The organism is Paraburkholderia sp. EG304 (genome assembly GCF_046543485.1).
Classification (GTDB): Bacteria; Pseudomonadota; Gammaproteobacteria; order Burkholderiales; family Burkholderiaceae; genus Paraburkholderia; species Paraburkholderia youngii.
The window spans coordinates 99669-126272 of sequence record NZ_JBKGUA010000009.1; the positions used below are offsets into that span (position 1 = coordinate 99669).

Sequence of the window (26604 nt, forward strand, 5' to 3'; positions counted from 1 at the left end):
AAAGTGCCGCCTGTTGTTAGGGCTCACGCGCATGCGTCACAGCGTTTCGGCAAACAGCTCCCGGCCGATCAGCATGCGACGGATCTCGCTCGTGCCCGCGCCGATTTCATAGAGCTTCGCATCGCGCCACAGACGGCCGACCGGATACTCGTTGATATAACCGTTGCCGCCGAGAATCTGGATCGCCTCGCCGGCCATCCACGTGGCTTTCTCCGCCGTGTACAGGATCACGCCCGCGCAGTCCTTGCGGACCTGGCGCACGTGGTCGTTGCCGAGCGTGTCGAGTTGGCGGCCCACCGCGTACAGATACGCGCGGCATGCCTGCAAGGTCGTGTACAGATCGGCGACCTTGCCCTGGATCAGCTGGAACTCGCCGATCGACTGGCCGAACTGCTTGCGGTCGTGGATATACGGCACGACCGCGTCCATCACCGCGACCATGATGCCGGTGGGGCCGCCCGCGAGCACCGCGCGCTCGTAGTCGAGACCGCTCATCAGCACTTTGACGCCGCCATTCAATGCCCCAAGGATGTTTTCCTCCGGCACTTCGACGTCCTGGAACACCAGCTCGCCGGTGTGCGAGCCGCGCATGCCGAGCTTGTCGAGCTTCTGCGCGACCGAGAAACCCTTCATGCCCTTCTCGACGATGAACGCGGTAATGCCGCGTGAATTCGCTTCGGGATCGGTCTTCGCATAGACGACCAGCGTGTCGCAATCCGGGCCGTTGGTGATCCACATCTTGGTGCCGTTCAGCACGTAGCGATCGCCCTTCTTCTCGGCGCGCAGCTTCATGCTGACCACGTCCGAGCCTGCGTTCGGCTCGCTCATCGCGAGCGCGCCGACGTGCTCGCCCGATACGAGCTTCGGCAGATACTTGCGCTTTTGCGCTTCGGTGCCGTTGCGATGAATCTGGTTCACGCACAGATTCGAATGCGCGCCGTACGACAGGCCGACCGATGCCGACGCGCGCGAGATTTCCTCCATCGCGACCATGTGCGCGGTGTAGCCCATGTTCGCGCCGCCGTACTCTTCGGAAACCGTCATGCCGAGCACGCCGAGATCGCCGAACTTGCGCCACAGGTCCATCGGAAACTGATCGGTGCGATCGATTTCCCCCGCGCGCGGCGCGATTTCTTTGGCGGCGAACGACCCGATGCTGTCGCGCAGCATTTCGATCTCTTCGCCGAGCGGGAACTGCAAACCGGGCAGATTGGGCATTGCGGTGTCTCCTGAGTTCGTGGGCGGCCGCTGACGGAACGCGAAGCGGCACGCGAAAACATGTCAATGGCGCATTTCACGCCAGATTGACGTAAGCGTCAATAGGTATTTTTGAGCTTTACTCAGAAAATTTACAAAACCGCGCCAGCACGCCTATTCAGTGCTACGATCGCGTTCATCGGGCATATACGCGGCATTCGAACGCCGGTTTTCCCCCAATGTGCATCGAAAATCTGAATCTGACTCATATGACGGTTGCCGAGAAGGCCGGATTACCTGTCTCGCGTCGCCAGCCGGCCGGACGCAAGTCGCAGCAGCGCGTGAAGGAGATCCTTCAGGCGGGACGCGACGTGTTTTCCGAAAAGGGCTACGAACGCGCGACGACCGCGGAAATCGCACAGCGCCTCGGCATTTCCGAGGCGACGGTGTTCAGCTACTTTCGCGGCAAGCGCGAGTTGTGCGCCCGGGTCATCGGCGATTGGTACGACGAGATCATCGACGCGATCGAAGCGGGCCTGCCGCGCGACGGCGACGTGCGCCAGCAGTTCGCTTTCATCGTGCGCATGCATCTGCGTCTGATGCTCGTAAACGGCACCGACCTGTGCGCACTCGTGCTGTCCGAAGGTCGCGCGCGGCATCACGAACTGGCCGAAGCGCTGACCGAGTTGCAGCGCCGCTACACCGCGCCGTTGATGCGCGTGCTCGCGCAAGGCCAGCAAAGCGGCGAAATCCGCGCCGACATGCCACTGCGACTGTTGCGCTCGATGGTGTTCGGCCCGATGGAACACGTGCTGTGGGACGCGACGCTCGCGAACCGGCAGATCGATATCGAGGCCACCGCCGATCAGCTGATCGACGTGCTGTGGGCCGCGCTGACGCCCCCCGATCTTGCGCTCAGTGCATTGCAGCGTTTTCGCGTGGAAGTGGCGGCGGCGAGCCGCCGTTTCGACGAAGCCAGCGCCGCGCACCGCGAAAAAAGCGGCTAATCTACGAGCTTTCCCGCCGCAGCCCGAAGGAGAGCCCAAGTGCCCGCAGCGAAAAGCGCGAAGGAAAGCAGCAAGCAAAGCAAGAAGTCCGGCGAAGAACGCGGCGGCAAGCCGAAAGCCGCAACGAAAGCGCCAACGAAAAAATCAACCGAAGCGCCGTCGAAGTCCGCGTCCGCCGCACGCATTTGCATCGGCATCGGCGGCTGGACCTACGCGCCATGGCGCGGCCCGTTTTATCCGGAAGACCTCACGCAAAGCCGCGAACTCGAATATGCGAGCCGGCATCTGACGTCGATCGAAATCAACGGCACGTTCTATGGTTTGCAGAAACCGGCCAGCTACGAAAAGTGGTTTCAGGAAACCCCCGACGATTTCGTCTTCTCTCTGAAGGCGCCGCGTTACGCGACCAACCGCAAGGTGTTGGCCGATGCCGGCGACACGATCGAGCGCTTCTTCGCAAGCGGTGTGCTGTTGCTCAAACAGAAGCTCGGACCGGTCAACTGGCAGTTCGCGCCGACCAAGAAATTCGACGCCGACGATTTCGAGTCCTTTCTGAAGCTGCTGCCCGCGAGCATCGAAGGACAGAAGCTGCGGCATGCGGTGGAGGTTCGTCACGATTCGTTCAGGACACCGGAGTTCATCGCGCTGGCGCGCAAGTACAAGGTCGCGGTCGTGCTCGCGGCCGACAGCGAGTACCCACAGATCGCCGACATCACCGCGCCGTTCGTGTACGCGCGCATCATGGGCACGAGCGAGAAGCAAGCCAAAGGTTATTCGACGAAAGAGCTCGACGCATGGGCCGAACGCGTGCGCCAGCTCGCGGCGGGCACCACGCCGGACGATCTGCAAACCTGCGCCGAGCCGCCCGCGACAGCAGCGAAGCGCGACGTCTATCTGTATGTGATCAGCGGCTTCAAGGAGCGCAATCCTGCTGCCGCGATGGCGTTGATCAACAAGCTCTGAATCCGCCTGCCGCCAGGCCGGCGCGGGTGTCATAATCGCGCCAGCGCATCCGTGCGCGGTCGCGCCGGCGTCGTGTGAAGCCGAAGCAAACACCTTGCGTCGAAGCTCGCGCGAGGCACGCAGCCGGCCAGCCCGCACGGTCCACGTCAAACCCACGCAGCGCCCGCGCGCCCACGTCGCGGCGGCGCTCGCATAGTCAGGCGGCAAGACCGCCTCATCAACCGATTGCGGAGAACATCTTGAGCGCCCTCGACAATCCCCTGCACGATCAGGAAGTCGGCTCGGCCGACGCCACCCAGGACACCACGCGCATCGACGACGTGCGCATCGGCGCGGTCCGTCCGCTGATCTCGCCGGCGCTGCTGCAGGACGAACTGCCCGTGCCGCCCGCGGTGCAGACGCTGGTCGAGAAGACCCGCGTCGAAATCGCCGACATTCTGCACGGCCGCGACGACCGGCTCGTGATGATCGTCGGCCCCTGTTCGATTCACGACCACGACCAGGCGATCGAATACGCGCGCAAGCTGAAGGCCGCCGCCGATCACTACCGCGACGATCTGCTGATCGTGATGCGCGTGTACTTCGAGAAGCCGCGCACGACGGTGGGCTGGAAAGGCTATATCAACGATCCGCGTCTGGACGGCAGCTTCCGCATCAACGAAGGGCTGCGTCGCGCGCGGCAGTTGCTGCTCGATATCAACGGTCTGGGTCTCGCCACCGCGACCGAATTCCTCGATCTGCTGAGCCCGCAATACATCGCCGATCTGATCGCGTGGGGTGCGATCGGCGCGCGCACGACCGAGAGCCAGAGTCATCGTCAGCTCGCGTCGGGACTGAGCTGCCCGATCGGTTTCAAGAACGGCACCGACGGCGGCGTGCAGATCGCCGCCGATGCGATCGTCGCGGCGCGTGCGAGCCACGCGTTCATGGGCATGACGAAAATGGGTATGGCCGCGATCTTCGAAACGCGCGGCAACGACGACGCGCACGTGATCCTGCGCGGCGGCAAGAAAGGACCGAACTACGACAGCGCGTCGGTGCAGGCGACCTGTGAAGCGCTGCGTTCAGCCGGTCTGCGCGAACAGGTGATGATCGACTGCTCGCATGCGAACTCGAACAAGTCGCATCTGCGGCAAATCGAGGTTGCGGACGATATCGCGCGGCAACTGTCGGCGCGCGAAGGCCGCATCATCGGTGTGATGCTCGAAAGTCATCTGGAAGAAGGCCGTCAGGATCTGAAGGCCGGTGTGCCGCTGCGTTACGGCGTGTCAATCACGGATGCCTGCGTGAGCTGGGCGCAGACCGAACCGGTGCTCGCCACCCTCGCCGAGGCAACCCGCAAGCGCCGCGCCGGCTGACAGCGCAACACACTAACCGCGCGACCGCGGTTCGGCGACAGCTCCGCTCGCGACCCGATCTGGACCGATCGAGGACGACAACGCCTGGTCCAAGGAACCAGGCACACGCGCCGCGCCAGCTGCCAGGCAAACCGCCTGGCCGGGTTGGGCGGCGCGTGAACCTCACGCCTATCGCATCATTCACGCGTGCGCCTCACAGAAAGCTGCAAAGCGCACCGCGAATGCTCCGGCGTGAAGCGCGTTGCTTACGACGCGTTGACGGCTTCCTTGAACGCCTTGCCCGCGGTGAACTTCACCGTCTTGGCCGCGGCGATCTGGATTTCTTCGCCCGTCGACGGATTGCGGCCCACGCGTGCTGCGCGCGCGCCGGTCGAGAACGAACCGAAACCGACCAGTTGCACCGTATCGCCGCTCACCACGGCCTTGGTCACTGCCTCGACGATCGCGTCGATGGTTTGGCCGGTTGCCGCTTTGCTTTCGCCCGTCGCTGCGGCGACTGCATCAATCAGTTCCTGTTTGTTCATAGCACTTCCCGTATGGTAATCATGGAACCGGCGCCACTCTAAGGCGCCGGGACCGACACACTAACGCATAGGCGCACCTTCGCGCAAACCCTTGGTGTAAGGCTTGTATCAAGGCCGGAGCGCCGGTTTGACGTTTTTCCGTCGCAAACTGCCATAAGAATCGCGGGCTTATGCGTGCGCGCCGATTTATCCGCGTTCGCCGCGCATCACAATCCGTTGCAATTTCAGTACTTTAGGTCGCGTTACGCGAGCCTGCGCGGCCTTCCCGATGACGATAGCCCTTTTCGCGAAGCGCGGGAGCGCTATTTGCGAAACACGTGATAAGAAAACTTTCGGCAAGACATAAAAAAGTGAGAATTCGCCACTTTGCAACATGCGCACTGCTTTCCGCGTTGTCATCGGCGGCTGCGGCGGCCAGCGACAACGCGTGCGCGACCCTCGTCGGCGCAACCAGTCCGAGTGCCACGCAGGGCTTTTTGCTACGCGACGGCGAACCGGTCGACTTCGTCGGCGGCGGAACAACGGTGCACGGCAAGCTGCTCGTGTTCAGCGACGGCGACGTGTTTCGCGCGTACTGGCAGCCGGACGACAGCCCGGAAAAATACGTGCTCGCGAATGCGGGCGCCGACGCGGTCCGGCTCGTCTCGTCAGCGCCGCGAGGCACCCCTGCGCCAGCCGGCCAGCCCGCTACTGCCATGCCGCCGCAGCGGGTGCTGTCGTGTCCAAACTTTGAGCATGCGCGATAGGCAGCTTTCGTCGAGAGACCGCCATCGGCATCCGGCACAAACGTCTGCTCCCGGCGCCGCCAGGTAGTACTTACCGCACGACGATTCGTAAACATGCCGTCGGGTTAAGGGACCCCTGGCCGCGATGCGCTTTACCCCCCCGGAACGCTCAAGTTAATCGGCTTCGCGCCGATATAAACAGCTGCGTTTAGCGCGCAAACGTTTAAAAGGACGGTGATGGTTTGGCTCGCAAGATTGAAGAAGGTACTGTCGGTCGCCGACGGTGACCGTGCGCTGATGCGTGCGCGCTTGCACGCGTTCAGCCGCCAGGTACCGCTTCTCTACTTCATCCTGCTCGTCAACACGGCGGCGGTCGCGGCGACGCATCTGGACAGCGCGCCGGCCTGGCTGTCGATGTATATGCCCGGCGCGCTCGCCGCGCTGTGTGTGCTTCGCTGCGTGCGCTGGTGGCGCAAACGCAACCGGACGATGACGGACGCCCAGGTGGTCCGCGAATTGCGCGGCGTGACGTGGATCGTCGGCCTGTTCGGCGTCGCGTTCAGCGGCTGGTCGCTGCTGTTGTTCCCGTACGGCGGTGCGTACCAGCAGGCGCAGGTCGCGTTCTATATGGCAACGACGCTGGTCGGCAGCATGTTCTGCCTGATCCATCTGCGCAAGGCCGCGCTTCTGCTGCTTTGCATCGTCATCCTGAGCTTCTCGGGGTTCCTCGTGTCCAGCGGCTCGCCGGTGTTCTTCGCGATGGCCGTCGACATGACGCTGGTCGGCGTCGCGCTCGCGGTGGTCATCCAGCTTTACTGCCGTACGTTTGCGGACGCGGTGCAAGCGCAACGCGAATTGCAGGCAAGCCAGCACAACACCCAACGGCTCAGCGACGACAACTACCGGCTCGCCAACATCGACAGTCTGACCGGCCTGCCGAACCGGCGCAGCTATTTCGCGGCGCTGAGCGCGATCCTGGATCAGGCGCTCGAAACCGGCGGCGGCTTCAACGTCGGGCTCATCGATCTCGACGGCTTCAAGCAGGTCAACGACATATATGGTCACGCGAGCGGCGATCTCGTGCTGCAGGAAGTCGGCACGCGGCTGGTGTCGATCAGCGAGACGGGCCTGATGTTCGCGCGTCTGGGCGGCGATGAATTCGGCGTGCTCGTGCGTCACAAGATGTCGAACGAAGCGCTGGTCGAATTGGGGCAGCGGATCTGCGACGCGCTCAGCAAGCCTTACCAGGTCGCCGACAATGTCGCGGAGCTGTCGGGCACGATCGGCTGGGCCGCGTTTCCCGACGCGGGCACGACGGTCGCGCAGGTGTTCGAACGCGCCGACGCCGCGCTCTATGTCGGCAAGGAAAACCGCCGCGGCATGCCGGTGATTTTCTCGACCGAACACGAAACGCAGATGCGGCGCCTAAGCCTCGTCACCCAGGAGTTGCGCCACGCGGACCTCGAAGCGGAGCTGTTCCTCGAGTTCCAGCCGATCTACGATCTGCTCACCCACCGGCCGATCGGCCTCGAAGCGCTCGGGCGATGGCATAACGCGCGGCTCGGCATGGTCAGGCCGGAGGAATTCATTCGGATCGCGGAGCGTACCGAGCTGATTCTCGGCATCACCGATGTGCTGCTGCGCCAGGCGCTCGCCGAAGTCGCACAATGGCCGGCCGATCTGTATCTGTCGTTCAACCTGTCCGCGATCGATATCTCGACGTCGGCACGCGCCCGCCGCCTGATCGACATCGTCGCGGCAAGCGGCGTGTCGCCGCATCGCGTGACGTTCGAAATCACCGAAACCGCATTGACGCGCGATTTCGAGCAGGCGCACAGTGCGATGACGATGCTGAAGCAGGCTGGCTGCCGCATGTCGCTCGACGATTTCGGCACCGGCTATTCGAGCCTCAGCTACGTGCACCGCTTGCCATTCGACGCGATCAAGATCGATCGCAGCTTCGTCTCCGACGTCGATACCAACAGCGCGTCGAAGAAGATCATCAAATCCGTGATCGACCTGTGCCGCAACCTCGGACTCGAATGCGTGGTGGAAGGACTCGAAACGCCGTTGCAGGCCCAGGTCGTGAAGGCGCTCGGCGCGCGCGCGGTGCAAGGCTATCTGTTCAGCCTGCCGATGCGGGCAAGCGCGGTCGGCACGTTCCTGTGGACCGCGCTCGCGCAGAGCCATGCGGCGGAGACGCATTCGTAGCGCTCGAACGCTGCATGGCAGCGCCGCTCAGTACGCCAGCTTCGGATACCAGTCGGTGCCGCGGCCGCCGGGGGTCATGTCGAGGATTGTCCATAGCGGCATCAGATCGGGCGCGCCGCGCGGGTCTTGGCCGGGGTCCGAAGTCGATGGCCCCATCTCCTCGGCCCAGAAGTGCCGCACGACGCCGCCCGCGCGCGTGAATACGTTGAGCGCGGGAACGTCGTCGCCGGCGGGATCTTCGGCTGCGTAATCGCGATTGAACGTATTGCCGCCCGACGAATAGAGCCGCAGATGCCGCCAGCCGCGCTCCTGCTTGAACGCGACGAGTCTGTCGATCGGCGAGCGGCCGATCACCACGAACGCGACGCGCTGCAGGATATCGGGCATTTCGCCGTCCCACGCACTCAATAGCGACGTGCACATCGGGCACGGCCGCGCGCGTTGCGGTCCGAACATCCAGTTGTAGGTCACGAGTGTGTCGTGCGCGCCGAACATCTGCGATAGCGTGCGCGCTGCGCGGCGACGCGCTCGATCTGGCGGCGCAGCTCGATCTCCTCGGCGAGCAACGCGTTGCGCGCGCGTCGGTATTCGGCGCTCTCGCCGGGAAAGCGTTGAGGCAGGTCGGCCAGTTCGCGGGCCGGTTTTAGCGTATGCATCGATGTGTTTGCGTCGTTCATCAGCCATCTCCTTGTGAGAAGTCGTGCGAAAAACGGACGGAAGACGGGCGGCTGCCTGTGCATTGCCACCCTTCCTACAAGCGACGACGAATGAGACCGCGGAAAATCGACAGGCCCAGCGATGATTTTTAAGCGGCAGCCTTTTGCGGCGGTATTGCCGGCGGTTCGGCAACGCACTCGCGAGGCGCCACCGCAAGGTATGCTTGCGCCAAACAGCACACCCATTACACCCGCCAACACCACGCGGCACGCGCGCCACGCATGACGCGGCCGCCTTGGGGAACGCCCATGCCGCTTCGTCTGCCACCCCTGCCCGCGCTGCGTTTTTTCGAAGCGGCCGGCAGGCATCAAAGTTTCAAGCTCGCCGCCGCCGAGCTGAACGTCACGCCGAGCGCGATCAGTCATGGCATCGTCGGACTCGAGGAAGCGCTCGGCGTCGAGCTGTTCGTGCGCGAGCCGCGCGGCATCTCGCTGACGGCGGTTGGCGCGGATTATCTGTCGTACGTGTCCGAGGCGTTTTCGCTGATCGCGATCGGCACACAGCGTCTGCCCAATCACCGCGCGGATCGGTCGATCACGCTCAGTTGCGCGCCGACCTTCGCGTCGCGCTGGCTGCTGCCGCGCCTCGCGGGTTTTCGCGCGCGCTGGCCGAACATCAACGTGAGCGTGGATACGTCGCGTCGCCAGGTCGGTTTTCCGGTCGACGGTTTCGATTTCGCGATCCGCATGAGCCGCGCGCCGGTCGCAGGGACCGCATGGACGCGCCTGTTCGGCGAGCGTTTCGTGCCGGTGTGCAGCCCCGCCTACGTAGCGACGCTGCGCGACGAGCAGGGCGTCCCGAGCCTGCGACGCGCGACGCTGATTCACGTGAACGCCGCCAGTGAAGACTGGCAGGCGTGGCTCGATGCGACCTGCACCGGCGGCATCGATATGGACGGCGGCTTGCACGTCGACACGATCCAGCTCGCCTTCGAAGCGGCCAGTATGGGCCTCGGCGTCGCGCTCGGCCGCAAGCCGCTGGTCGATGGCGATCTGGCGAGCGGCGCGCTGGTCGAGGCTTGCGCGCCCACCATAGCATCCGCCACCGCGTACTGGCTGGTCAGCGCGGAGAATGCGGACAGCGCGATCCGGCGCCCCGAGCTCGCCGATTTCAGGCGCTGGTTAGTCGACGAGGCGGCGGCTTTCGACGCGCAAACCGACGCGGCCGCGGACGGCGACCTGGCAGCGCACAGGTGAGCGGCGCTCACCTGTCGTCGACATCTTTTCCTTTGCCGGCCACGCGGCGGGCTGCGACGATGGTGGCCAAGGAGAAGCCGCCATGTCGACCACCCGCCCCACGCAACCCGCCCCCGCCGTCGCTCCGGCGACGACCGCCACCACGACGATCGTGATCGTCGCGGCCGCGCTGATCCTGAGCGCCGCGATGGGCATCCGTCAGACCTTCGGCCTGTTCATCGGCCCGTTCTCGTTCGACCGCGGTCTGCCGGTCACGCTGATCGCCTTCGCGATCGCGCTGCACAACCTCGTGTGGGGCTTCGCGCAGCCGTTCGCGGGCGCGGCCGCAGATCGCTACGGCTCGGCGCCGGTGGTCGCGTTCGGCGCTTCGACGTTCGCGGCCGGCCTCGCGCTGTCGGCGCTCGCGCCGAGCGGCGCGCTGCTGGTGATCGGCATGGGGCTGCTGGTCGGCATCGGCGTCAGTTGCACGACCTTCGGCGTGGTGTTGCCGGCAGTCGGCCGCATGGCGTCGCCGGAGAAGCGCAGCGTCGCAATGGGCCTCGTCAGCGCCGGCGGCTCCGCCGGGCAGGTGCTGATGGTGCCGCTCGTGCAAGGCATCCGGCTGCACGCGGGCATCGCGACCTCGCTATTCGTGCTCGCGTTCGGGATGCTGCTGATCGCGCCGCTCGGCATCGTGCTCGACCGTCGCGCGCAGATACAGGCGGCGGGCCAGGCCCGGTTCGACGACGCGCCCGCGACTCCGTTGCGCGAAGTTCTGTCACAAGCGACGCGCCATCGCGGCTACCGCCTGCTGACGCTCGGCTTCTTCACCTGCGGCTTCCAGCTTGCGTTCATCGCGACGCATCTGCCCGCGTATCTGACGCTGTGTCATATGCCGATCGGGCTGGGCGCCACCGCGCTTGCGCTGATCGGCCTGTTCAATATGGCGGGCAGTTGGGCATGCGGTTGGCTCGGCGGCCGGTTCCGCCAGCATCATGTGCTCGGCTGGCTTTATCTGATTCGCAGCGCGACGATCGCCACGTTCTTCGCGCTGCCGAAAAGCGCGGTGTCCGTGGTGATTTTCGCGGCCGTGATGGGCCTGACGTGGCTCGGTACCGTACCGCTGACGAGCGGGCTCGTCGCCAAGGTGTTCGGCACGCGTCACCTCGGCAGCCTGTTCGGCGTGTGCTTTCTGAGCCATCAGATCGGCTCGTTTCTCGGCGCGTGGCTCGGTGGCCTCGTGTTCGATCTGACGGGCTCGTACTCGCTGATCTGGGTAGCGACGGTCGCCGCTGGATTGCTTGCAGCGCTGCTGCATTTCCCGATCGACGACACGGCGGTGACGACGCCCGCGCGGCATGCGCCGCGTCCCGCGCAGGCGTGATGCAGATCGCCGCTAGAGACGCTGAAGCAATGCCGGTCGCGGCTACTTCCTCGGCGCATCCGCGGCGGCTTTCGGCACGCGCCCCATCAGATAGAACTCGTCGTTCGGACGCATCGAGATCACATTCGCCATCCGGTTCGATAGGCCGAAAAACGCGGTGATTGCCGCGATGTCCCAAATGTCTTCATCGGTGAAGCCGTGGCCGCGCAGCGTCTGGAAGTCTTCTTCGTCGACCGTGCCGGACGCGCGGCACACCTTCAGCGCGAAATCGAGCATCGCCTTCTGGCGCTCGGTGATGTCGGCCTTGAGATGATTGACCGCAACCTGGTCCGCGAGCAGCGGCGCTTTCTCGTAAATGCGCAGAATCGCGCCGTGCGCGACCACGCAGTAAAGACAATCGTTGACCGCGCTCGTCGCGACCACGATCATCTCGCGCTCGCCTTTGGTGAGACCGCCCTCTTTCAGCATCAACGCATCGTGATAAGCGAAGAACGCGCGAAATTCATCGGGCCGATGCGCGAGCGTCAGAAACACGTTCGGCACGAAGCCGGCTTTGTCCTGCACTTCGAGAATGCGGGCGCTGATGTCTTCGGGCCACTCGCTCGGCTCGGGGACCGGGTAGCGGCTGATGGGCTGAAGCGTGGCCATGCGCTGTCTCCGTGATCTTGGTCGGGGGTATGCCGATCATTGTAGCAACGCGTTTTGGCGGTCGCCCGCGCTTCACCAGGTCCGATATTGCCGCCCGAATCGTCTAGACTTTCAGTTCGGCATGCATGAAGCCGCCCGGCACGGCGGCGACGAAAGGAGCGACCATGTCAAACGTCAGGCACGACGCGCGGGCCCCAGTGATCAAGGTGCGCCCGGAACGGGAAATGGCGACGATGCAGCGGTTGCCCTATTTCGTCGGCATTTCGGCGGGCACCGCGGGTGCCACCGGACTGTCGATGTATATGGTCGTGGTCCCGCCCGGCGGCCATGCGCAGCCGCACTATCACGCCGACTACGAAACCGCGATCTATATGCTCGAAGGCAAGATCGAGACGCGCTATGGCCCGGGCCTGCGCGAGTCGGTCATCACCGAGCCGGGCGACTTCCTGTTCATTCCGCCCGGCGTGCCGCATCAGCCGTTCAATCTCGATGCGAACGCCGCGGCGCGCGCGATCGTCGCGCGCAATCACGCGGACGAGCATGAGCGCGTGGTGCCCTATGATCCCTCCGAGGATGCGTAAGGCGACAGGCCGCTTTTTGGACCGCCTCGCCTGAAGCGAAGCAAATCCCGCTGCTCAGTCCGCGTTGATCCACTTGCCGCGCGGCGCATGCACGCGGCATGGCGGTTCGCCATGCGCATTCGTCGCTCGCGCGCCACTTTGTCGGCGCACTTTCATAACGCCGACTCGCCACCTGTGCTTAAATCCGTCTTTCGCGTCGCTAGAGGCTCGTATCGGCCTCGGCGCAGACGATTCTTTTCCCTTTATCTGGCTTATCAGGAGCGCGGTTGTGTGGCATTTCCCGGTCGCTATTCCACCGTCTGCGGGCGTGTGGGCCGTCTTCATGAGCGTGCTCGTCACGCAGCTCGGCATGCCGATTCCGGCCGCGCCGATGCTGATTCTCGCGGGAACGATGGCCGCGGTGGGCGAAGCCTCGTACATCAACATGATCTGCGCGGCGGTCGGTGCGACGCTGATCGCCGACTCGCTGTGGTTTTTTACCGGACGCGCGTATGGCCGCCGTCTGCTCAATTACCTCGTGCGCTTCTCGCTGTCGCTGGACACCACGGTGCGCGTCGCGCGCAATACCTATGAGCGCTATGGCGCGCCGATTCTGACGGTCGCGAAGTTCCTGCCCGGTCTCGGCCTGATTTCCGCGCCGCTGCTCGGCACGACCGCGATCGGCGTCGGCGTGTTCTTGTTGTGGGACATGGTCGGTGCGGCGCTGTGGGCGAGCGTCTGGATCATCGGCGGGGCCGCTTTGCACGATGAGATCGTCCAATTGATGCTGTTCGTGCGGCGCAACGGCGGCACGATCTTCGATACGTTCGCGGTGATCTTCGCGGCGGTTCTGCTGTATCGCTGGCTGCGCCGTTTGCAGTTTCGCCGCTGGCTTGCGCATGCGCGCATTTCGCCGGATCAGCTCGACGCGATGATGAAGTCGAACGAACCGCCGCTGATTCTCGACGCGCGCCCGCATTCCGTGCGCGAAAAGGAATCGCATCGCATTGCCGGCGCGCGGCCGCTCGATCTGGAATCGCCCGATCCGATTCATCCGGAGTATCTGAAGCGGCCGATCGTCGTCTATTGCGTGTGTCCGAACGAAGCGACCGCGAAGCGCATCGTCAGGCAATTGCACCGCAAGAACATCCATCATGTGCGAGCCCTTAAGGGCGGACTCGACGCATGGGAAAAGCGCGGCTATCCGGTCGAGCCACTGCCACCCGACTTCAATACGGCGATGGCGCACATGCTCGAAGACAAAGGCAACGAAGGCGAATACACAGTGCGCGCTCGCCTCGCAGAGTGAACGAATAGCAGACAAATCAGACGGCATCAAACTTGATGCCGTTTTGCCAAAAACAAAAATAAATTGACGGCATTTTTAGCTCGTATATCCTAGCTATTGGGAGATCGCGTGAGCGGCGCTGCGAATTAAGCCTTTACCGTTTAGTACCGTTTCTTCTCGCTCAACCCGCGTCCTGTTTCTTCAATATCCGCTCTGGATTGGAAACAGACCGTTCAATACCCTCAACTATGCCAGTCGAGTGTCATCGTGAGAGTCCGAGGCCCTTTGGTGAATTGGAATCGCAGTCAGGCGCGCTGTATTTGCGCTGACGGCGCCAGCGCCGACGGCAGCAACGGCAGCCTTGCGTTTCGCCGCTTTCTGTCCGTCATCACAGTTCTGTCGCGTCGCTCCGTTCGACGCCGCAACGTCCTCTCCGCACGCGCGTTCATCGCGGTGCGCACAGACGAAGTCGCTTCGCTGCTGCCGTAGCGCCTCTCTTCTTAAGTCTCTTTTCGCTGTTCGATTCGTCCGTTTGCACGCGTTTTCGCGAGCTGTCTGCTTGCGTTCGCGCGGCGCTGACTGATTGCCGCGCATCGCGACGGATTCAATCGAACCGCTTCTAATCTGATTAGCGCTGTGCGTGATTGCGCGGATTCGCTTTGGCGTCGGCTCGCCTTCGCGATTTCCCATTCCGTCGCGCGCGCTATTTAACGCCGTTTACGTGGTGTGCGGCGTGGGCTCGACACGCCTATTCGCTATGCGAAACCAACCAATAGTAGGAATCACCGCCGATAGAACGATGCTCGGCGCTCATCCATCGCACGTGGCCGGTGAAAAGTACATCGCCGCGATCGTCGAGGGCTCGCACGCGCTTGCGATGCTGGTACCGGCTTTCGGTGAACGCCAGTGCAGCGACGATGTGCTCGCCGCCGTCGACGGCTTGCTGTTCACCGGCAGCTATTCGAACGTCGAGCCGCACCGTTACGGCGGCACCTCGAGCGAGCCCGATACATTGCACGACCCTGCGCGCGATGCAACCACGCTTCCCCTAATCCGCGCGGCGGTTGCGGCGGGCGTACCGGTTCTCGCCATCTGCCGCGGTTTGCAGGAAATGAACGTGGCATTCGGCGGCACCTTGCATCAAAGCATTCATGCGGTCGGCGGGCTGAACGACCATCGCGAGAACAAGGACGACTCGCTCGAGGTGCAATACGCCACGTCGCATTCGATCGTGCTGACGCGCGGTGGCATGTTGCAGCGCCTTGCGGGCGGCGCCCACGAAGCGCGGGTGAATTCATTGCACGCTCAGGGCATTGCACGACTCGGCGCAGGCCTCCAGGTCGAAGCACTCGCGGCGGACGGCCTGATCGAAGCAATCAGCGTCAGCGACGCCCGCGCATTCGCGCTCGGCGTGCAATGGCATCCGGAATGGAGACACGCGGACGACGCGTTATCGACTGCGATATTTCGCGCGTTCGGCGACGCCTGTCGCGAGCGCATGAGTACACGAATCCCTGCACGCGACCCAGGTTGCGGATCAAAACAGCGAGAACAATCATGCATGACATCGACGATTTTCTGAAAAAGAATCACGTCACCGAAATCGAAGCAATTATTCCGGACATGGCCGGCATCGCGCGCGGCAAGATCATTCCGCGCAGCAAGTTCGAGTCGGGCGAATCGATGCGTCTGCCGCAGGCGGTGATGATTCAGACCGTGACCGGCGACTATCCGCAAAGCGATTCGCTGACCGGCGTCACCGATCCCGACATGGTGTGCGTCCCCGACGCGAGCACGATCCGGATGATTCCGTGGGCAGTCGACCCGACCGCGCAGGTGATCCACGACTGCGTTCATTTCGACGGCACGCCGGTCGAAATCTCGCCGCGCTGCGTGTTGCGCCGCGTGCTCGATCTATACAAGGCGCGCGGCTGGAAACCCGTGATCGCGCCGGAGCTCGAGTTCTATTTAGTCGATATGAACCGCGATCCCGACCTGCCGCTGCAACCGCCGGTCGGACGTACGGGTCGCGCGGAAACCGGACGCCAGGCATATTCGATCGAAGCGGTCAACGAATTCGATCCGCTTTTCGAAGACATCTACGCGTACTGCGACGTGCAGGAACTCGAAGTCGACACGCTGATACACGAAGTCGGCGCCGCGCAGATGGAAATCAATTTCATGCATGGCGATCCGCTCAAACTCGCGGACAGCGTGTTTCTATTCAAGCGCACCGTGCGCGAAGCGGCGTTGCGCCACAAGATGTACGCGACCTTCATGGCGAAGCCGATGGAAGGAGAGCCGGGCTCGGCGATGCACATGCATCAGAGCCTCGTCGATATGGAAACCGGCCGCAACCTGTTTACCGCCGCGGACGGTGAGCCGACGTCGCTTTTCAGCGGCTATATCGCCGGCTTGCAGAAATACACGCCGGCGCTGATGCCGATCTTCGCGCCGTACATCAACTCGTACCGGCGTCTGTCGCGTTTCATGGCCGCGCCGATCAACGTCGCGTGGGGTTACGACAATCGCACGGTGGGCTTTCGCATTCCGCATTCGACGCCGGTCGCGCGCCGCATCGAGAACCGTATTCCGGGTGTCGATTGCAATCCGTATCTGGCGATTGCCGCGACCTTGGCCGCCGGCTATCTCGGCATCACGCAGCGGCTCGCCCCGACCGATCCGCTGGCGAGCGACGGCTATGCATTGCCTTATCAATTACCGCGCAACCTCGAAGAGGGTCTGACGTTGATGAGTGCATGCGAGCCGATTGCCGAAGTACTCGGCGAGCAGTTCGTCCGCGCGTATCTCGCGTTGAAAGAGACCGAATACGAAGCGTTCTTCCGCGTGATCAGTTCGTGGGAACGCCGGCATTTGCTGCTGCACGTGTGAGTGCCGATGGTCAATCGGTCAATGAGAACCTTGAAAAGACGGAGGCAGTATGAGCTATAAGACTGACGACGTAATGTACGCGGAAAAGGATGCACCGCAGCTTGGCGCCGCGATAGACACGCTGACCTCGCAAGCCACGTCGCGCAGCACCGCCGAATACCGCGCACTCGATGCCGCGCATCACATCCACCCGTTCTCGGATATGGGCTCGCTCAATCGCGCGGGCTCTCGCGTGATCGTCAAGGCGCAAGGCGTGTACCTGTGGGACTCGGACGGCAACAAGATCATCGATGGCATGGCGGGACTGTGGTGCGTGAACGTCGGCTACGGACGCCATGAACTCGCCGACGCCGCCTTCCGGCAGATGCAGGAACTGCCGTACTACAACACGTTCTTCAAGACGACGCATCCGCCGGTGATCGAACTGTCGGCGCTGCTCGCCGAGCTGGCGCCCGCGCCATTCAATCACTTCTTCTACTGCAACAGCGGTTCGGAAGGCAACGACACCGTGCTGCGCATCGTCCATCAATACTGGGCGACGCAACGCCAGAGCGCGAAGAAGTTCGTCATCGCGCGCAAGAACGCTTATCACGGGTCGACGATCGCGGGCGGCACGCTCGGCGGCATGGCGTATATGCATGAACAGATGCCGTCGAAAGTCGAGAACATCGTGCATATCGATCAGCCCTATTTCTTCGGCGAAGCGGCAAGCGGTCAGTCGCCGGAAGAATTCGCGCTCGCTCGTGCGCGGCAGCTGGAAGCGAGAATTCTCGAACTCGGTGCCGACAATGTCGCCGCATTTATCGGTGAGCCTTTCCAGGGAGCGGGCGGCGTGATCTTTCCGGCCAACACTTATTGGCCGGAAATCGAGCGCATTTGCCGCAAGTACGACGTGCTGCTCGTCGCGGACGAAGTGATCGGCGGCTTCGGCCGAACCGGCGAATGGTTCGCGCATCAGCACTTCGGCTTCGAGCCGGACCTGATCACGCTCGCGAAGGGACTCACGAGCGGTTACGTGCCGATGGGAGCGGTCGGCCTGCATGATCGCATCGCCCGCGCACTGATCGACAACGGCGACTTCAATCATGGCCTGACCTACTCCGGGCATCCGGTCGCGGCGGCCGTCGCGCTTGCAAATCTGAAACTGCTGCGCGACGAGAAGATCGTCGAACGCGTCAAAGCGGATACCGGTCCGTATTTTCAGAAGAGACTGCGTGAGACCTTCGCCACTCATCCTGTCGTTGGCGAGATCAGCGGCGCGGGCCTCGTGGCGGGCGTGCAACTCGCCGAGAAGCCGCTCGAGCGCAAGCGCTTTGCGAATGGCGGCGATGTCGGCGCGCTATGCCGCGACTTCTGCTTCAACGGCAATCTGATCATGCGCGCGAGCGGCGACCGGATGTTGCTGTCGCCTCCGCTCGTGATCAGCCGGCCGGAAATCGACGAAATCGTCGCGAAGGCAAAAGCGGCGATCGATGCGACCGCGCGGCAGATGGGCATGCTATGGTAAAGCGGATGAATGAGCATGCGACGATCGCGTCGTACAGTGTGTCATTTCTTTTATCCGTTCAACGCATCACAGGACCCACCCATGACCCACCACATCGTTTTGCTCCCTGGACTGCTCTGCGATGACGCAGTGTGGGCCGATCAGCGCGGCGCGCTTGGCGCGATCGGCGACTGCTTCGTGCCCGACTACGGCATGCGCGACTCGCTCGGCGCGATGGCCGAACACGTGCTCGAGTCGGTTTCGGGAGACCGCCTGCTGGTCGCGGGTCATTCGATGGGAGGACGGGTCGCGCTCGAAGCGTTCCGGCGCGCACCGCAACGCGTCGCCGGGCTCGCGTTGCTCGACACCGGCTGCACGCCGCGGCCCGCCGGCGAGGCCGGCGAAAGCGAGCGGGCGCAGCGGCTGAGGCTGCTCGAACTCGCGCGCACGAAAGGCATGCGCGCGATGGGCAACGAGTGGGCGCCCGGCATGGTCAACGCCGATCGCCACGATGAGCCCGTCTACGAGGCGGTGCTCGACATGATCGAGCGAAGCACGCCAGATAAATTCGCGGCGCAGATCCGCGCGTTGCTGGATCGTCCCGATGCGACCGCTCTGCTTCGCGACATCGCGTGCCCAACGATGATCGTGTGCGGCCGCGATGACAAATGGAGTCCGTTGGCGCGTCACGAGGAGATGCACGCGCAGATTCGCGGCTCGAAGCTTCGCGTGATCGAACGAAGCGGTCACATGTGCACGATGGAGCGGCCCGACGATGTGACAGAAGTGCTGGTCGAATGGGCTCGGTGGGCAACCGGGTTCGAAGCCGCTCGTTGATCTTTCGCTTTCCGTTCGTCAACTTCGACAAGGTCATTCAGTCATGAACGAATACTGCATGTTCAAGGGAAAACTGCTGCGCGCGGCGCCTTTCAAAGATTCGTACGTGGGCAGTCCGCACTATGTGATTACGGTTACCGGCAACGACAACACGCCATTCAATATCGTCGTCAATTCGGCGTCGACGCAACCGGGCGCAAGCGGTAACGACGACGTCTACTTCTATGCCGATCTGAACTTCGCCGATCCGCTCACCGCGAAACTGCAGGCCCTGAACCTCGGCCTCTACACCAGCGGCTTTCCGCGGCTCGATTACTTCCAGGACAGCAGCCTGCTCGACATTCACCGCATGCGGCCGGTCCCCTACGAAGATCAGAACGGCAATCGCGCCGACGTCAACGACATCATCGACGAAATCCTGACCATCGACGAAAGCAAGCCGTCGCAAAGCCTGCCTTACGACAACGGCAGCGGTCAGTTGCATAACCGCGATTTCTGGACACCGACGACCGCAGGCATCGTCGTCTATGGGTTCGGCTTTCTGTTTCTGCCGAAGAAGGACGGTCTTCACGAAACCCACATGAATCAGGGCAATCCGCGAGGGCCGCACTACAACGAAAACGGCGCGTTCCAGGACGGCGCAGTGATCGTGCAGCGCGCCGATGGATTTGCCGCGATGTTTACCGCGTTCCAGACGCAATATTTGCCGACCGATGCGGCCGGCGATCCGGCCGCGAATGCGGTGGCATTGCCCGTTTATATCCAACGAGGTTGATAGCGTCGCTACGTAAGCTGGGGCATCGCGACGGCCCCCGCCGCATCGATCAGCGCGCGGTCGCGGCGCCTCGCCGCGGAATATGCCGCTGCACTACCGCCAGCGCGATCAGCACGACGACCATCGCGATACCGAGCATCAGCAGATAGCCCGACGCGCCGCCGGCCGTGATCACCGCGGCGCCCGCGAACGCGCTCAGAATCGCGCCGACGCGGCCGACCGCGAGTGCCGACGCGGTGCCCGTTGCTCGCACGCCGGTCGGATAAACGTAGGCGCACAGCGCGTACATCGTCGATTGCACCGCATTGACGAACAGCCCGTGCAAGCCGAGACCGACGATCATCAACGCCGTATGCCGCGTCGCGCTGACGCCGAGCAGCATCCATGCGCTCGCGACGCCGCCCGCGCAGCACAGCAGCAGCGGCCAGCGCGAGCCGTAGCGCCCGATCGCCAGCGCGCACAGCACCGCGCCGATTACGCCGCCGAGGTTGTACGCGCTCAGGCCATAGCCCGCGAGCGACACGCTCAAACCCTCGCTCGTCAGCATCGACGGCAGCCAGCTGAATGCCGCGTATACCGCGAGCAGGCACATGAGGAACGCGCCCCAGATCGCGACGGTGTCGCGCGAACGGCCGTCGCGAAAAAGCGCGGTGAAGCCGACGTGTTTCTCGGCGCTTTGTTCGCGCACGTCGGTAAAGCTCGCATCGGCCGACACGTCGCGCGCCATGCGCCGCAGCAGCTTCGCGAGTTCTGGCCAGCGATGCGGACGGCGCGCCATAAAGCGCGGCGATTCCGGCAGCGCGGCGACGAGCACGATGCCGAGCACGAGCGGCAACACCCCGCCCGCGACGAACAGACCGCGCCAGCCATAAACCGGCAGCACCTGCCCGGCGAACAGTCCCGCGACCATGCCACCGAGCGGCACGCACAGAATGGTCGCCGTGACCGCGAAGGTACGAAAACGCGCGGGCGTGAACTCGGCGGTCAGCGTCGTCGACGTCGGCAGCGCGCCGCCGATACCGAGCCCCGCGATAAAGCGCAGCGCCGCAATCGCCGCGACGTTCGGCGCCAGACTGATCGCGCAGGTCGCGAGACCGAACACGAACACGCTGCCGATCACGGCCCAGCGGCGTCCGAAGCGATCGGCGAACAGCCCCGCGAACGCGGAGCCGATCCCCATGCCGATCAGCCCCGCCGCGACCACCGGCGCAAACGCATTGCGCGTGATGCCCCACTCCTTGATCAGCATCGGAATCGCAAAGCCGATCAGCTGGCTGTCGAAACCATCGACGACGATCGACAGCGCCGCGAGCACCACCGCGATTTTCTGCAGCAACGTATAGGGGCCGTCGTCTAGCGCATGACCGATGTCGACCGTGTTGCCGCCGCGCGCAATGCCGGCGAGCGCCGCATCGTCGCGCGCGGTCGAGGCCGAGGGCGCGGCCGAAGCGGGAGGAACGTAATTCATCGACATGTCTCCGTTGTTTGCGCTGCGCGCGCGTTGTTCGATTTTTTGGTGTCGTCCGTTAGAACGGATAGTGACGCGGCGTCGTTTGCAGCGTGACCCAGCGCAGATCGGTGAACTCCGCGATCCCCGCCTTGCCGCCGAAGCGGCCGAAGCCACTCGCCTTCACGCCGCCGAACGGCATCTGCGCTTCGTCGTGCACGGTCGGACCGTTCACGTGACAAATGCCCGACTCGATGCGCTTCGCGACGTTCAGCGCGCGCGCCGTGTCACGGCTGAACACCGCCGCCGACAGGCCGTACTCGTTGTCGTTCGCGCACGCTATCGCGGCTTCTTCGCCGCGCACGCGCACGATCGGCTTGACCGGGCCGAACGATTCGTCGTGATAGATGCGCATGTCCGGCGTCACGCGATCGAGCAGCGTCGCGGGCATCAACGTGGTTTCGCTCTTGCCGCCGCACACGAGCGTCGCGCCTTTGGCGAGCGCGTCGTCGATCAGCGCATTGCAGCGCTCGACGGTGCTCATGTCGACCACCGAGCCGAGCACGACCGGCCTCTCGCGCGGATCGCCGAGCGGCAACGCGCGCGCACGCGCGGCGAGCCGTTCGACAAACGCATCGGCGATGCTGTCGTCGACGATGATCCGCTCGGTCGACATGCAGATTTGCCCGGAATTGGCGAACGCGCCGAACACGGCCGCATCGACGGCAGCGCCGATATCGGCGTCGTCGAGCACGACGAGCGGCGCCTTGCCGCCGAGTTCGAGCACCGAGGGCTTCAGATTGCGCGCGCAGGTTTCGGCGATCAGGCGGCCCACGCGCGTCGAGCCCGTGAAGTTCACGCGCCGCACGGCCGGGTGTTCGATCATCGCGTCGACGATGCGTGCGGCGTCGGCGGGCGCATTGGTCACGAAGTTCACGGTGCCGCGCGGCAGACCCGCCTGCTGCATCGCCTCGATGATCAGGCCATGTGTCGCCGGGCAGATCTCCGAGCCCTTCAGCACGACCGTGTTGCCGCATGCGAGCGGCAGCGCGATCGCGCGCACCGCCAGAATCACCGGCGCGTTCCACGGCGCGATGCCGAGCACGACGCCCGCGGGCTGGCGCACGCCCATCGCGAGACTGCCCGGGACGTCGGACGGAATCAGTTCGCCCGCGATCTGCGTAGTCAGCGCAGCCGCTTCGATCAGCCCGGCCGCCGCGAGATGCACGTTGAAGCCGGCCCAGATGCCCGATGCGCCGGTCTCGGCGGCCATTGCGGCGGCGAACGCGTCGGCCTTCGCTTCGAGCGCGTGCGCGGCCTTCGTCAGCAGCGCGCGGCGCTCGCTCGGCCCGAGCGCGGACCACACCGGCAAGGCGGCAGCGGCCGCATCGACGGCGGCGACGGCATCTTCGACGGTTGCGGCCGGCGCGCGCGACGCGACTTCGCCGTCGAGCGGATTGCGGCGCTCGAAGGTCGCGCCGTTGCGCGCCTGTAACTGCTCGCCGCCGATCAGCATCGATACGTTTTCCATCGTAGGACTCTCTTCTTTTCGTGAATCGGAAATGCCGTTACGCGACGATCGCCTCGACGAGCGTGGGACCGCTTTTCCCGTCAGCGTCGGTCAACGCGCGACGCAACACGCCAGCAAGCTCAGCCGCCTCGCTGACGCGCACGCCAGGGCATCCCATGCCCGCCGCGATCGTCACGAAGTCGAGCCCCGGCAGATCCGTGCCCTGCACGGTCTCGTTCGGCGCGAAGCCGAACACCGGCGCGAAATCCTGCAGCGCCGCATAGCGCGTGTTGTTCAGGATCACGTACGTGATCGGCAACTGCATCTGCGCCGCGCTCCAGATCGCCTGGATCGAGTACATGCTCGAACCGTCGCCGATCAGCGCGATCACGCGCTCGCCCGGCCGCGCGAGCGCGACGCCGACCGCCGCAGGCATGCCGTAGCCGAGGCCGCCGCTGTCCATCGTCATGAAAGTGCCGGGGCGCGCGATCGGCAGATAGGTCTGCATGACGGGGCGCGAGCTCGGCGCTTCCTCGACGACGATGCCATCGGGATCGCGCACTTCGGCGAGTGTTTGCAACGCGAATGCGACCGACATCCGCGCGCCTGGCGCCGGCGGCAGCGCACGCGGCGCCACGGCGCGCGGCGCGGGCAACTCGCGCGCTCTGGGCGCGGCGCGCGCAAGCAGGTCCTGCACACCGAGCCGCATGTTGCCGACCGCGGCGATGCCTTGCGGCGTCCATGCCGCGACGCCCGGATCGTCGATCAACTGGCACAGCCGCGAGCCCGGCGGCACATGCGGACCGCTGCCTTCGACGTGATACGTGAAGGCGGGCGCGCCGATCACGAAGATCGCGTCGTGCGCGCCGAGCATCTCGACGATGCGCTCGCGCATCGCCGGCAAAAAGCCCGCGAACAGCCGATGCGTTTCGGGGAAGCTGCAACGCCCGGTCATCGGTGCGACGTAGACGCGCGCGGCATGCCGCTCCGCGAGCCGGACGACTTCCGCCGCCGCACCCGCGCGATCGACCGCGCCGCCGACCACGAATGCGGGCCGCTCGCACGCATCGAGCACCGCGCCGATGCGCTCCAGCATCGCCGGATCGGGACGCATGATGTGCGCGACCTCGCGATCGGCCACCCGCTCGGCCGGCTGATCCCAGTCGTCGGCGGGGATCGATACGAACACCGGGCCGCGCGGCTCCTGCATCGCGATCGCGTACGCGCGCGCGATCGCGAGCGGCACGTCCTGCGCGCGGGCCGGCTCTTTGCTCCATTTCACGTAGGGCTTCGGCAATTCGGTCGCCTGGGTCGCGGCGAGGAACGGATCGAACGGCAGGATCGAGCGGGCCTGCTGACCCGCGGTGACGACGAGCGGCGTGCGGTTGCGAAACGCGGTGAAGATATTGCCCATCGCGTTGCCGACGCCCGCCGCCGAATGCAGGTTCACGAGCGCCGCGTTGCCGGTGGCCTGCGCGTAGCCGTCGGCCATGCCGACCACGACCGCTTCCTGAAGACCGAGCACATAGCGGAAATCCGCGGGGAAATCGCGGAACATCGGCAGCTCGGTCGAGCCGGGGTTCGCGAAGATCGACGTCATGCCGACGCGGCGCGCGAAGTCGATGACCGCGTCGCGTACGGTCCATTGGCTACCCTGCTCTTTTGTGTGTGCTGGCTTGTGCTGCGGCGCGCTGCCTGTCATGCGAGGTCTCCTGTGTGATGAGCGCGAAAAATCGACAGGCCATTATCACGGCCACTGGGGTAACCGAAAATTGCCTAATTCGCTAAAAGGCATTACCTTTCGGCATGACTTACAACCTTCAACAACTGCAGGCGTTCGCAGTGATCGTCGAGAGCGGCAGCCTCGGACGCGCCGCCGAAGCGCTGCACATCACACAGCCGGCGCTGAGCCGGACCATCCGCCGTCTCGAGGAACAGGTCGGCGCGCCGCTGTTCGAGCGGCACTCGCGCGGCATGCATCTGACCGCGGTCGGCGAAGCACTGCTGCCGCACGCGATCCTGTTGCAACGCGAAGCCGAACAGGCGCGCGAGGAAATCGACGCGATGCGCGGCCTCGCACGCGGCACGATCCGCGTCGGCGCGGTGGGCAGCATCGCGAGCCTGTTGTTGCCGCTCGCGGTCAGCGGCGTGTTGACGAAGTGGCCGAACCTGCGCGTTGAGATCATCGAGGGGGTGTGGGACCGGCTCGCCGATGCGCTCGTCAAACGTCAGATCGATCTCGCGCTCAGCATGGCCGTGCCCGACACCGACGAGATCACCGCGATCGCCGATTGCCGCTGGGAAGATGCGAGCTACGTGGTCGCCGCGCTCGATCATCCGCTGCGCGGCAAGCCCGACCTCACGCTCGCCGACACCCTGGGCGAGCGCTGGGCGATTCCGCCGCGCGGCACCGGGCCGTTCGAGCACATGCAGAGCGTGTTTGCCGAGCGCGGGCTGGGTCTGCCGAACGTCGTCGTCGAAACGCGCTCGGTCACGGCGCTGAAGAGTCTGGTCGCGCGTTCGGGCTTTCTGAGCTGGATGGCGTCGACGATGTACGTGACCGAGAGCAAGGCCGGCGTGTTCGATACGCTCGGCGTGCCGGGTGTGGTCGGGCGGCGCACGTTGACCGCGTTCCGGCGGCGCCAGGGCATCCTGCCGAGTCCGGCGGTCAAGCTGCTGGAGCAGTTGCGGCAGTTGACGTCGGAGGGAATCAACACGGGCTGAGCGCTTCGGGCACGCGCCGCCGATCGTGCATCAGTTCAACTGCAACCCGGCGATACTCGGTGCGATCGGCGTGATCGAGGCGCAATAGCCGACCGCTTTACTATTGCTGATCGCCAACACCATACTGTTGTACATGTTCGTATCCCGCTTCCGAGGAGCCGTCGATGACCACCCAGCTCACCCGCGAATTCGCGTCGAAATTCGCCAATGTCGCGCTCGCTCATCTCACGCGCGAATACCCGAACAAACTCACGCACTCGCTCGCAGGGCCGCAAGACGTGCAGGGGCCGCGCGCCTTGCATCCGATCTTCTACGGGAGCTACGACTGGCATTCGTGTGTGCACGGCTACTGGTTGATCCTGCATCTGCTCGAACGCTTCCCCGATCTGCCCGAGGCCGCGCGCATCGTCGCGGTGGTCGATCAGCATTTCACCGAGGCGAAGGTCGCCGGCGAACTCGCGTATCTGGACCTGCCGCACAACCGCGGCTTCGAGCGGCCGTATGGCTGGGCGTGGCTGCTCGCGCTCAGCGCGCAGCTGCAGTCGATGAAAATCTCCGAAGCCGCGCGCTGGTCGAAGACGTTCGCGCCGCTCACCGAGACCTTCGTCGAACGTTTCGAGGAGTTCCTGCCTAAAGCGACCTATCCGCTGCGCGTCGGCACGCACTTCAACATGGCGTTCGCACTCGCACTGACACTCGATTTCGCGCGGCATACCTCGCGCGAATCGCTCGAAGCGCTGATCGTCAGCACCGCCGAGCGCTGGTATCTGGACGACGTCGCGTGTCAGGCGTGGGAGCCGGCCGGCGACGAGTTCCTGTCGCCGTCGCTGATGGAAGCGGAGCTGATGCGGCGCGTGTTGCCATCCGCGCAGTTCGCCGACTGGTTCGGACGCTTCCTGCCGGATCTCGGCGCGAAAAAGCCGGCGACGCTGTTCGAGCCCGTCACCGTTACCGATCGCAGCGACGGCAAGATTGCGCATCTGGACGGCCTCAATCTGAGCCGCGCGTGGTGCCAGCGTGCGCTCGCGCGTGCACTGCCCGCAGGCGACGTGCGTCGCACCGTGCTGTTCGACGCGGCCGAGCGGCATCTGCGCTGCGCGCTGCCGCATGTGGCCGGCGACTACATGGGCGAGCACTGGCTCGCCACGTTCGCGACGCTGGCGCTCGAAGCCTGAG

General features: G+C 64.5%; 23 protein-coding genes and 1 pseudogene. 17 read left to right on the plus strand and 7 right to left on the minus strand.

Going from position 1 to position 26604, the window contains the following annotated elements:
* Positions 1 to 36: 36 nt before the first annotated feature.
* Positions 37 to 1218, minus strand: a complete 1182-nt coding sequence (locus ACLFKU_RS13425) for an isovaleryl-CoA dehydrogenase (protein WP_410849413.1) — start codon at positions 1216 to 1218, stop codon at positions 37 to 39.
* Between the two features lie 248 nt (positions 1219 to 1466).
* Here ACLFKU_RS13425 and ACLFKU_RS13430 point away from each other — a divergent pair, with 248 nt between their 5' ends.
* From ACLFKU_RS13430 to ACLFKU_RS13440, 3 genes are all read left to right on the plus strand, one after another.
* Positions 1467 to 2204: a TetR/AcrR family transcriptional regulator gene (locus ACLFKU_RS13430; RefSeq protein ID WP_410849499.1), complete on the plus strand. Its 738-nt coding sequence runs from the start codon at positions 1467 to 1469 to the stop codon at positions 2202 to 2204.
* Positions 2205 to 2243: 39 nt separating this feature from the next.
* On the plus strand, positions 2244 to 3167 hold the full coding sequence (locus ACLFKU_RS13435; protein ID WP_410849414.1) for a DUF72 domain-containing protein: 924 nt from the start codon (positions 2244 to 2246) through the stop codon (positions 3165 to 3167).
* A 239-nt stretch (positions 3168 to 3406) separates the two neighbouring features.
* The gene (locus ACLFKU_RS13440) at positions 3407 to 4525 is read left to right on the plus strand and encodes a 3-deoxy-7-phosphoheptulonate synthase (protein ID WP_281374985.1); all 1119 of its coding nucleotides are present in this window, start codon (positions 3407 to 3409) and stop codon (positions 4523 to 4525) included.
* A gap of 245 nt (positions 4526 to 4770) precedes the next feature.
* Here the strand turns inward: ACLFKU_RS13440 and ACLFKU_RS13445 are convergent, their stop codons facing one another.
* Positions 4771 to 5049: an HU family DNA-binding protein gene (locus ACLFKU_RS13445; RefSeq protein WP_013092091.1), complete on the minus strand. Its 279-nt coding sequence runs from the start codon at positions 5047 to 5049 to the stop codon at positions 4771 to 4773.
* 350 nt (positions 5050 to 5399) lie between these two features.
* On the opposite strand from ACLFKU_RS13445, the gene ACLFKU_RS13450 reads away from it, so the two are divergent.
* Both ACLFKU_RS13450 and ACLFKU_RS13455 read left to right on the plus strand, forming a co-directional pair.
* The gene (locus tag ACLFKU_RS13450) at positions 5400 to 5795 is read left to right on the plus strand and encodes a hypothetical protein (RefSeq protein ID WP_410849415.1); all 396 of its coding nucleotides are present in this window, start codon (positions 5400 to 5402) and stop codon (positions 5793 to 5795) included.
* 216 nt (positions 5796 to 6011) lie between these two features.
* Entirely contained in the window at positions 6012 to 7985 is a 1974-nt protein-coding gene (locus tag ACLFKU_RS13455; protein ID WP_368587162.1) for a putative bifunctional diguanylate cyclase/phosphodiesterase, read from the plus strand.
* A 27-nt stretch (positions 7986 to 8012) separates the two neighbouring features.
* Here the strand turns inward: ACLFKU_RS13455 and ACLFKU_RS13460 are convergent.
* Positions 8013 to 8662: pseudogene (locus ACLFKU_RS13460) on the minus strand (DUF899 family protein).
* A 288-nt stretch (positions 8663 to 8950) separates the two neighbouring features.
* Here ACLFKU_RS13460 and ACLFKU_RS13465 point away from each other — a divergent pair.
* The gene (locus ACLFKU_RS13465) at positions 8951 to 9898 is read left to right on the plus strand and encodes a LysR substrate-binding domain-containing protein (protein ID WP_410849416.1); all 948 of its coding nucleotides are present in this window, start codon (positions 8951 to 8953) and stop codon (positions 9896 to 9898) included.
* A gap of 82 nt (positions 9899 to 9980) precedes the next feature.
* On the plus strand, positions 9981 to 11261 hold the full coding sequence (locus ACLFKU_RS13470) for an MFS transporter (protein ID WP_410849417.1): 1281 nt from the start codon (positions 9981 to 9983) through the stop codon (positions 11259 to 11261).
* A 42-nt stretch (positions 11262 to 11303) separates the two neighbouring features.
* On the opposite strand, the gene ACLFKU_RS13475 is transcribed toward ACLFKU_RS13470, so the two are convergent.
* The gene (locus tag ACLFKU_RS13475; protein WP_410849418.1) at positions 11304 to 11909 is read right to left on the minus strand and encodes a peroxidase-related enzyme; all 606 of its coding nucleotides are present in this window, start codon (positions 11907 to 11909) and stop codon (positions 11304 to 11306) included.
* Positions 11910 to 12073: 164 nt separating this feature from the next.
* Between ACLFKU_RS13475 and ACLFKU_RS13480 the strand changes: the two genes are divergently transcribed.
* From ACLFKU_RS13480 to ACLFKU_RS13515, 8 genes are all read left to right on the plus strand, one after another.
* Complete coding sequence (locus ACLFKU_RS13480) at positions 12074 to 12490, plus strand: cupin domain-containing protein (protein WP_176106472.1); 417 nt, start codon at positions 12074 to 12076, stop codon at positions 12488 to 12490.
* Between the two features lie 268 nt (positions 12491 to 12758).
* Entirely contained in the window at positions 12759 to 13778 is a 1020-nt protein-coding gene (locus ACLFKU_RS13485; RefSeq protein ID WP_410849419.1) for a VTT domain-containing protein, read from the plus strand.
* Between the two features lie 246 nt (positions 13779 to 14024).
* Positions 14025 to 14246, plus strand: a complete 222-nt coding sequence (locus ACLFKU_RS13490; RefSeq protein ID WP_233853204.1) for a hypothetical protein — start codon at positions 14025 to 14027, stop codon at positions 14244 to 14246.
* A 268-nt stretch (positions 14247 to 14514) separates the two neighbouring features.
* Positions 14515 to 15339, plus strand: a complete 825-nt coding sequence (locus ACLFKU_RS13495; RefSeq protein ID WP_410849420.1) for a gamma-glutamyl-gamma-aminobutyrate hydrolase family protein — start codon at positions 14515 to 14517, stop codon at positions 15337 to 15339.
* Positions 15315 to 16649: a glutamine synthetase family protein gene (locus ACLFKU_RS13500; protein ID WP_410849421.1), complete on the plus strand. Its 1335-nt coding sequence runs from the start codon at positions 15315 to 15317 to the stop codon at positions 16647 to 16649. Before ACLFKU_RS13495 ends, ACLFKU_RS13500 begins: the two co-directional genes overlap by 25 nt.
* 49 nt (positions 16650 to 16698) lie before the next feature.
* On the plus strand, positions 16699 to 18156 hold the full coding sequence (locus ACLFKU_RS13505; protein ID WP_410849422.1) for an aspartate aminotransferase family protein: 1458 nt from the start codon (positions 16699 to 16701) through the stop codon (positions 18154 to 18156).
* An 81-nt stretch (positions 18157 to 18237) separates the two neighbouring features.
* Complete coding sequence (locus ACLFKU_RS13510) at positions 18238 to 18972, plus strand: alpha/beta fold hydrolase (protein WP_410849423.1); 735 nt, start codon at positions 18238 to 18240, stop codon at positions 18970 to 18972.
* A gap of 43 nt (positions 18973 to 19015) precedes the next feature.
* Positions 19016 to 19747 carry a DUF2278 family protein gene (locus ACLFKU_RS13515; protein ID WP_176120268.1) on the plus strand — a complete coding sequence of 244 codons (732 nt, stop codon included), beginning with the start codon at positions 19016 to 19018 and terminating at the stop codon, positions 19745 to 19747.
* Positions 19748 to 19796: 49 nt separating this feature from the next.
* Here ACLFKU_RS13515 and ACLFKU_RS13520 read toward each other — a convergent pair whose 3' ends face one another.
* From ACLFKU_RS13520 to mdlC, 3 genes are read right to left on the minus strand one after another with little or no spacing between them, the layout of a single operon-like run.
* Complete coding sequence (locus tag ACLFKU_RS13520; protein WP_410849424.1) at positions 19797 to 21215, minus strand: MFS transporter; 1419 nt, start codon at positions 21213 to 21215, stop codon at positions 19797 to 19799.
* Positions 21216 to 21273: 58 nt separating this feature from the next.
* Positions 21274 to 22725 (minus strand): aldehyde dehydrogenase, encoded by a 1452-nt coding sequence (locus tag ACLFKU_RS13525; RefSeq protein ID WP_410849425.1) that lies wholly within the window; start codon positions 22723 to 22725, stop codon positions 21274 to 21276.
* A gap of 37 nt (positions 22726 to 22762) precedes the next feature.
* A complete protein-coding gene (gene mdlC / locus ACLFKU_RS13530; RefSeq protein WP_410849426.1) occupies positions 22763 to 24406 on the minus strand; it encodes a benzoylformate decarboxylase in 1644 nt (547 codons plus the stop codon).
* 104 nt (positions 24407 to 24510) lie between these two features.
* On the opposite strand from mdlC, the gene ACLFKU_RS13535 reads away from it, so the two are divergent.
* Both ACLFKU_RS13535 and ACLFKU_RS13540 read left to right on the plus strand, forming a co-directional pair.
* Positions 24511 to 25428: a LysR family transcriptional regulator gene (locus ACLFKU_RS13535; protein ID WP_410849427.1), complete on the plus strand. Its 918-nt coding sequence runs from the start codon at positions 24511 to 24513 to the stop codon at positions 25426 to 25428.
* Between the two features lie 164 nt (positions 25429 to 25592).
* Positions 25593 to 26603 (plus strand): DUF2891 domain-containing protein, encoded by a 1011-nt coding sequence (locus tag ACLFKU_RS13540; protein ID WP_410849428.1) that lies wholly within the window; start codon positions 25593 to 25595, stop codon positions 26601 to 26603.
* Position 26604 lies beyond the last annotated feature (1 nt).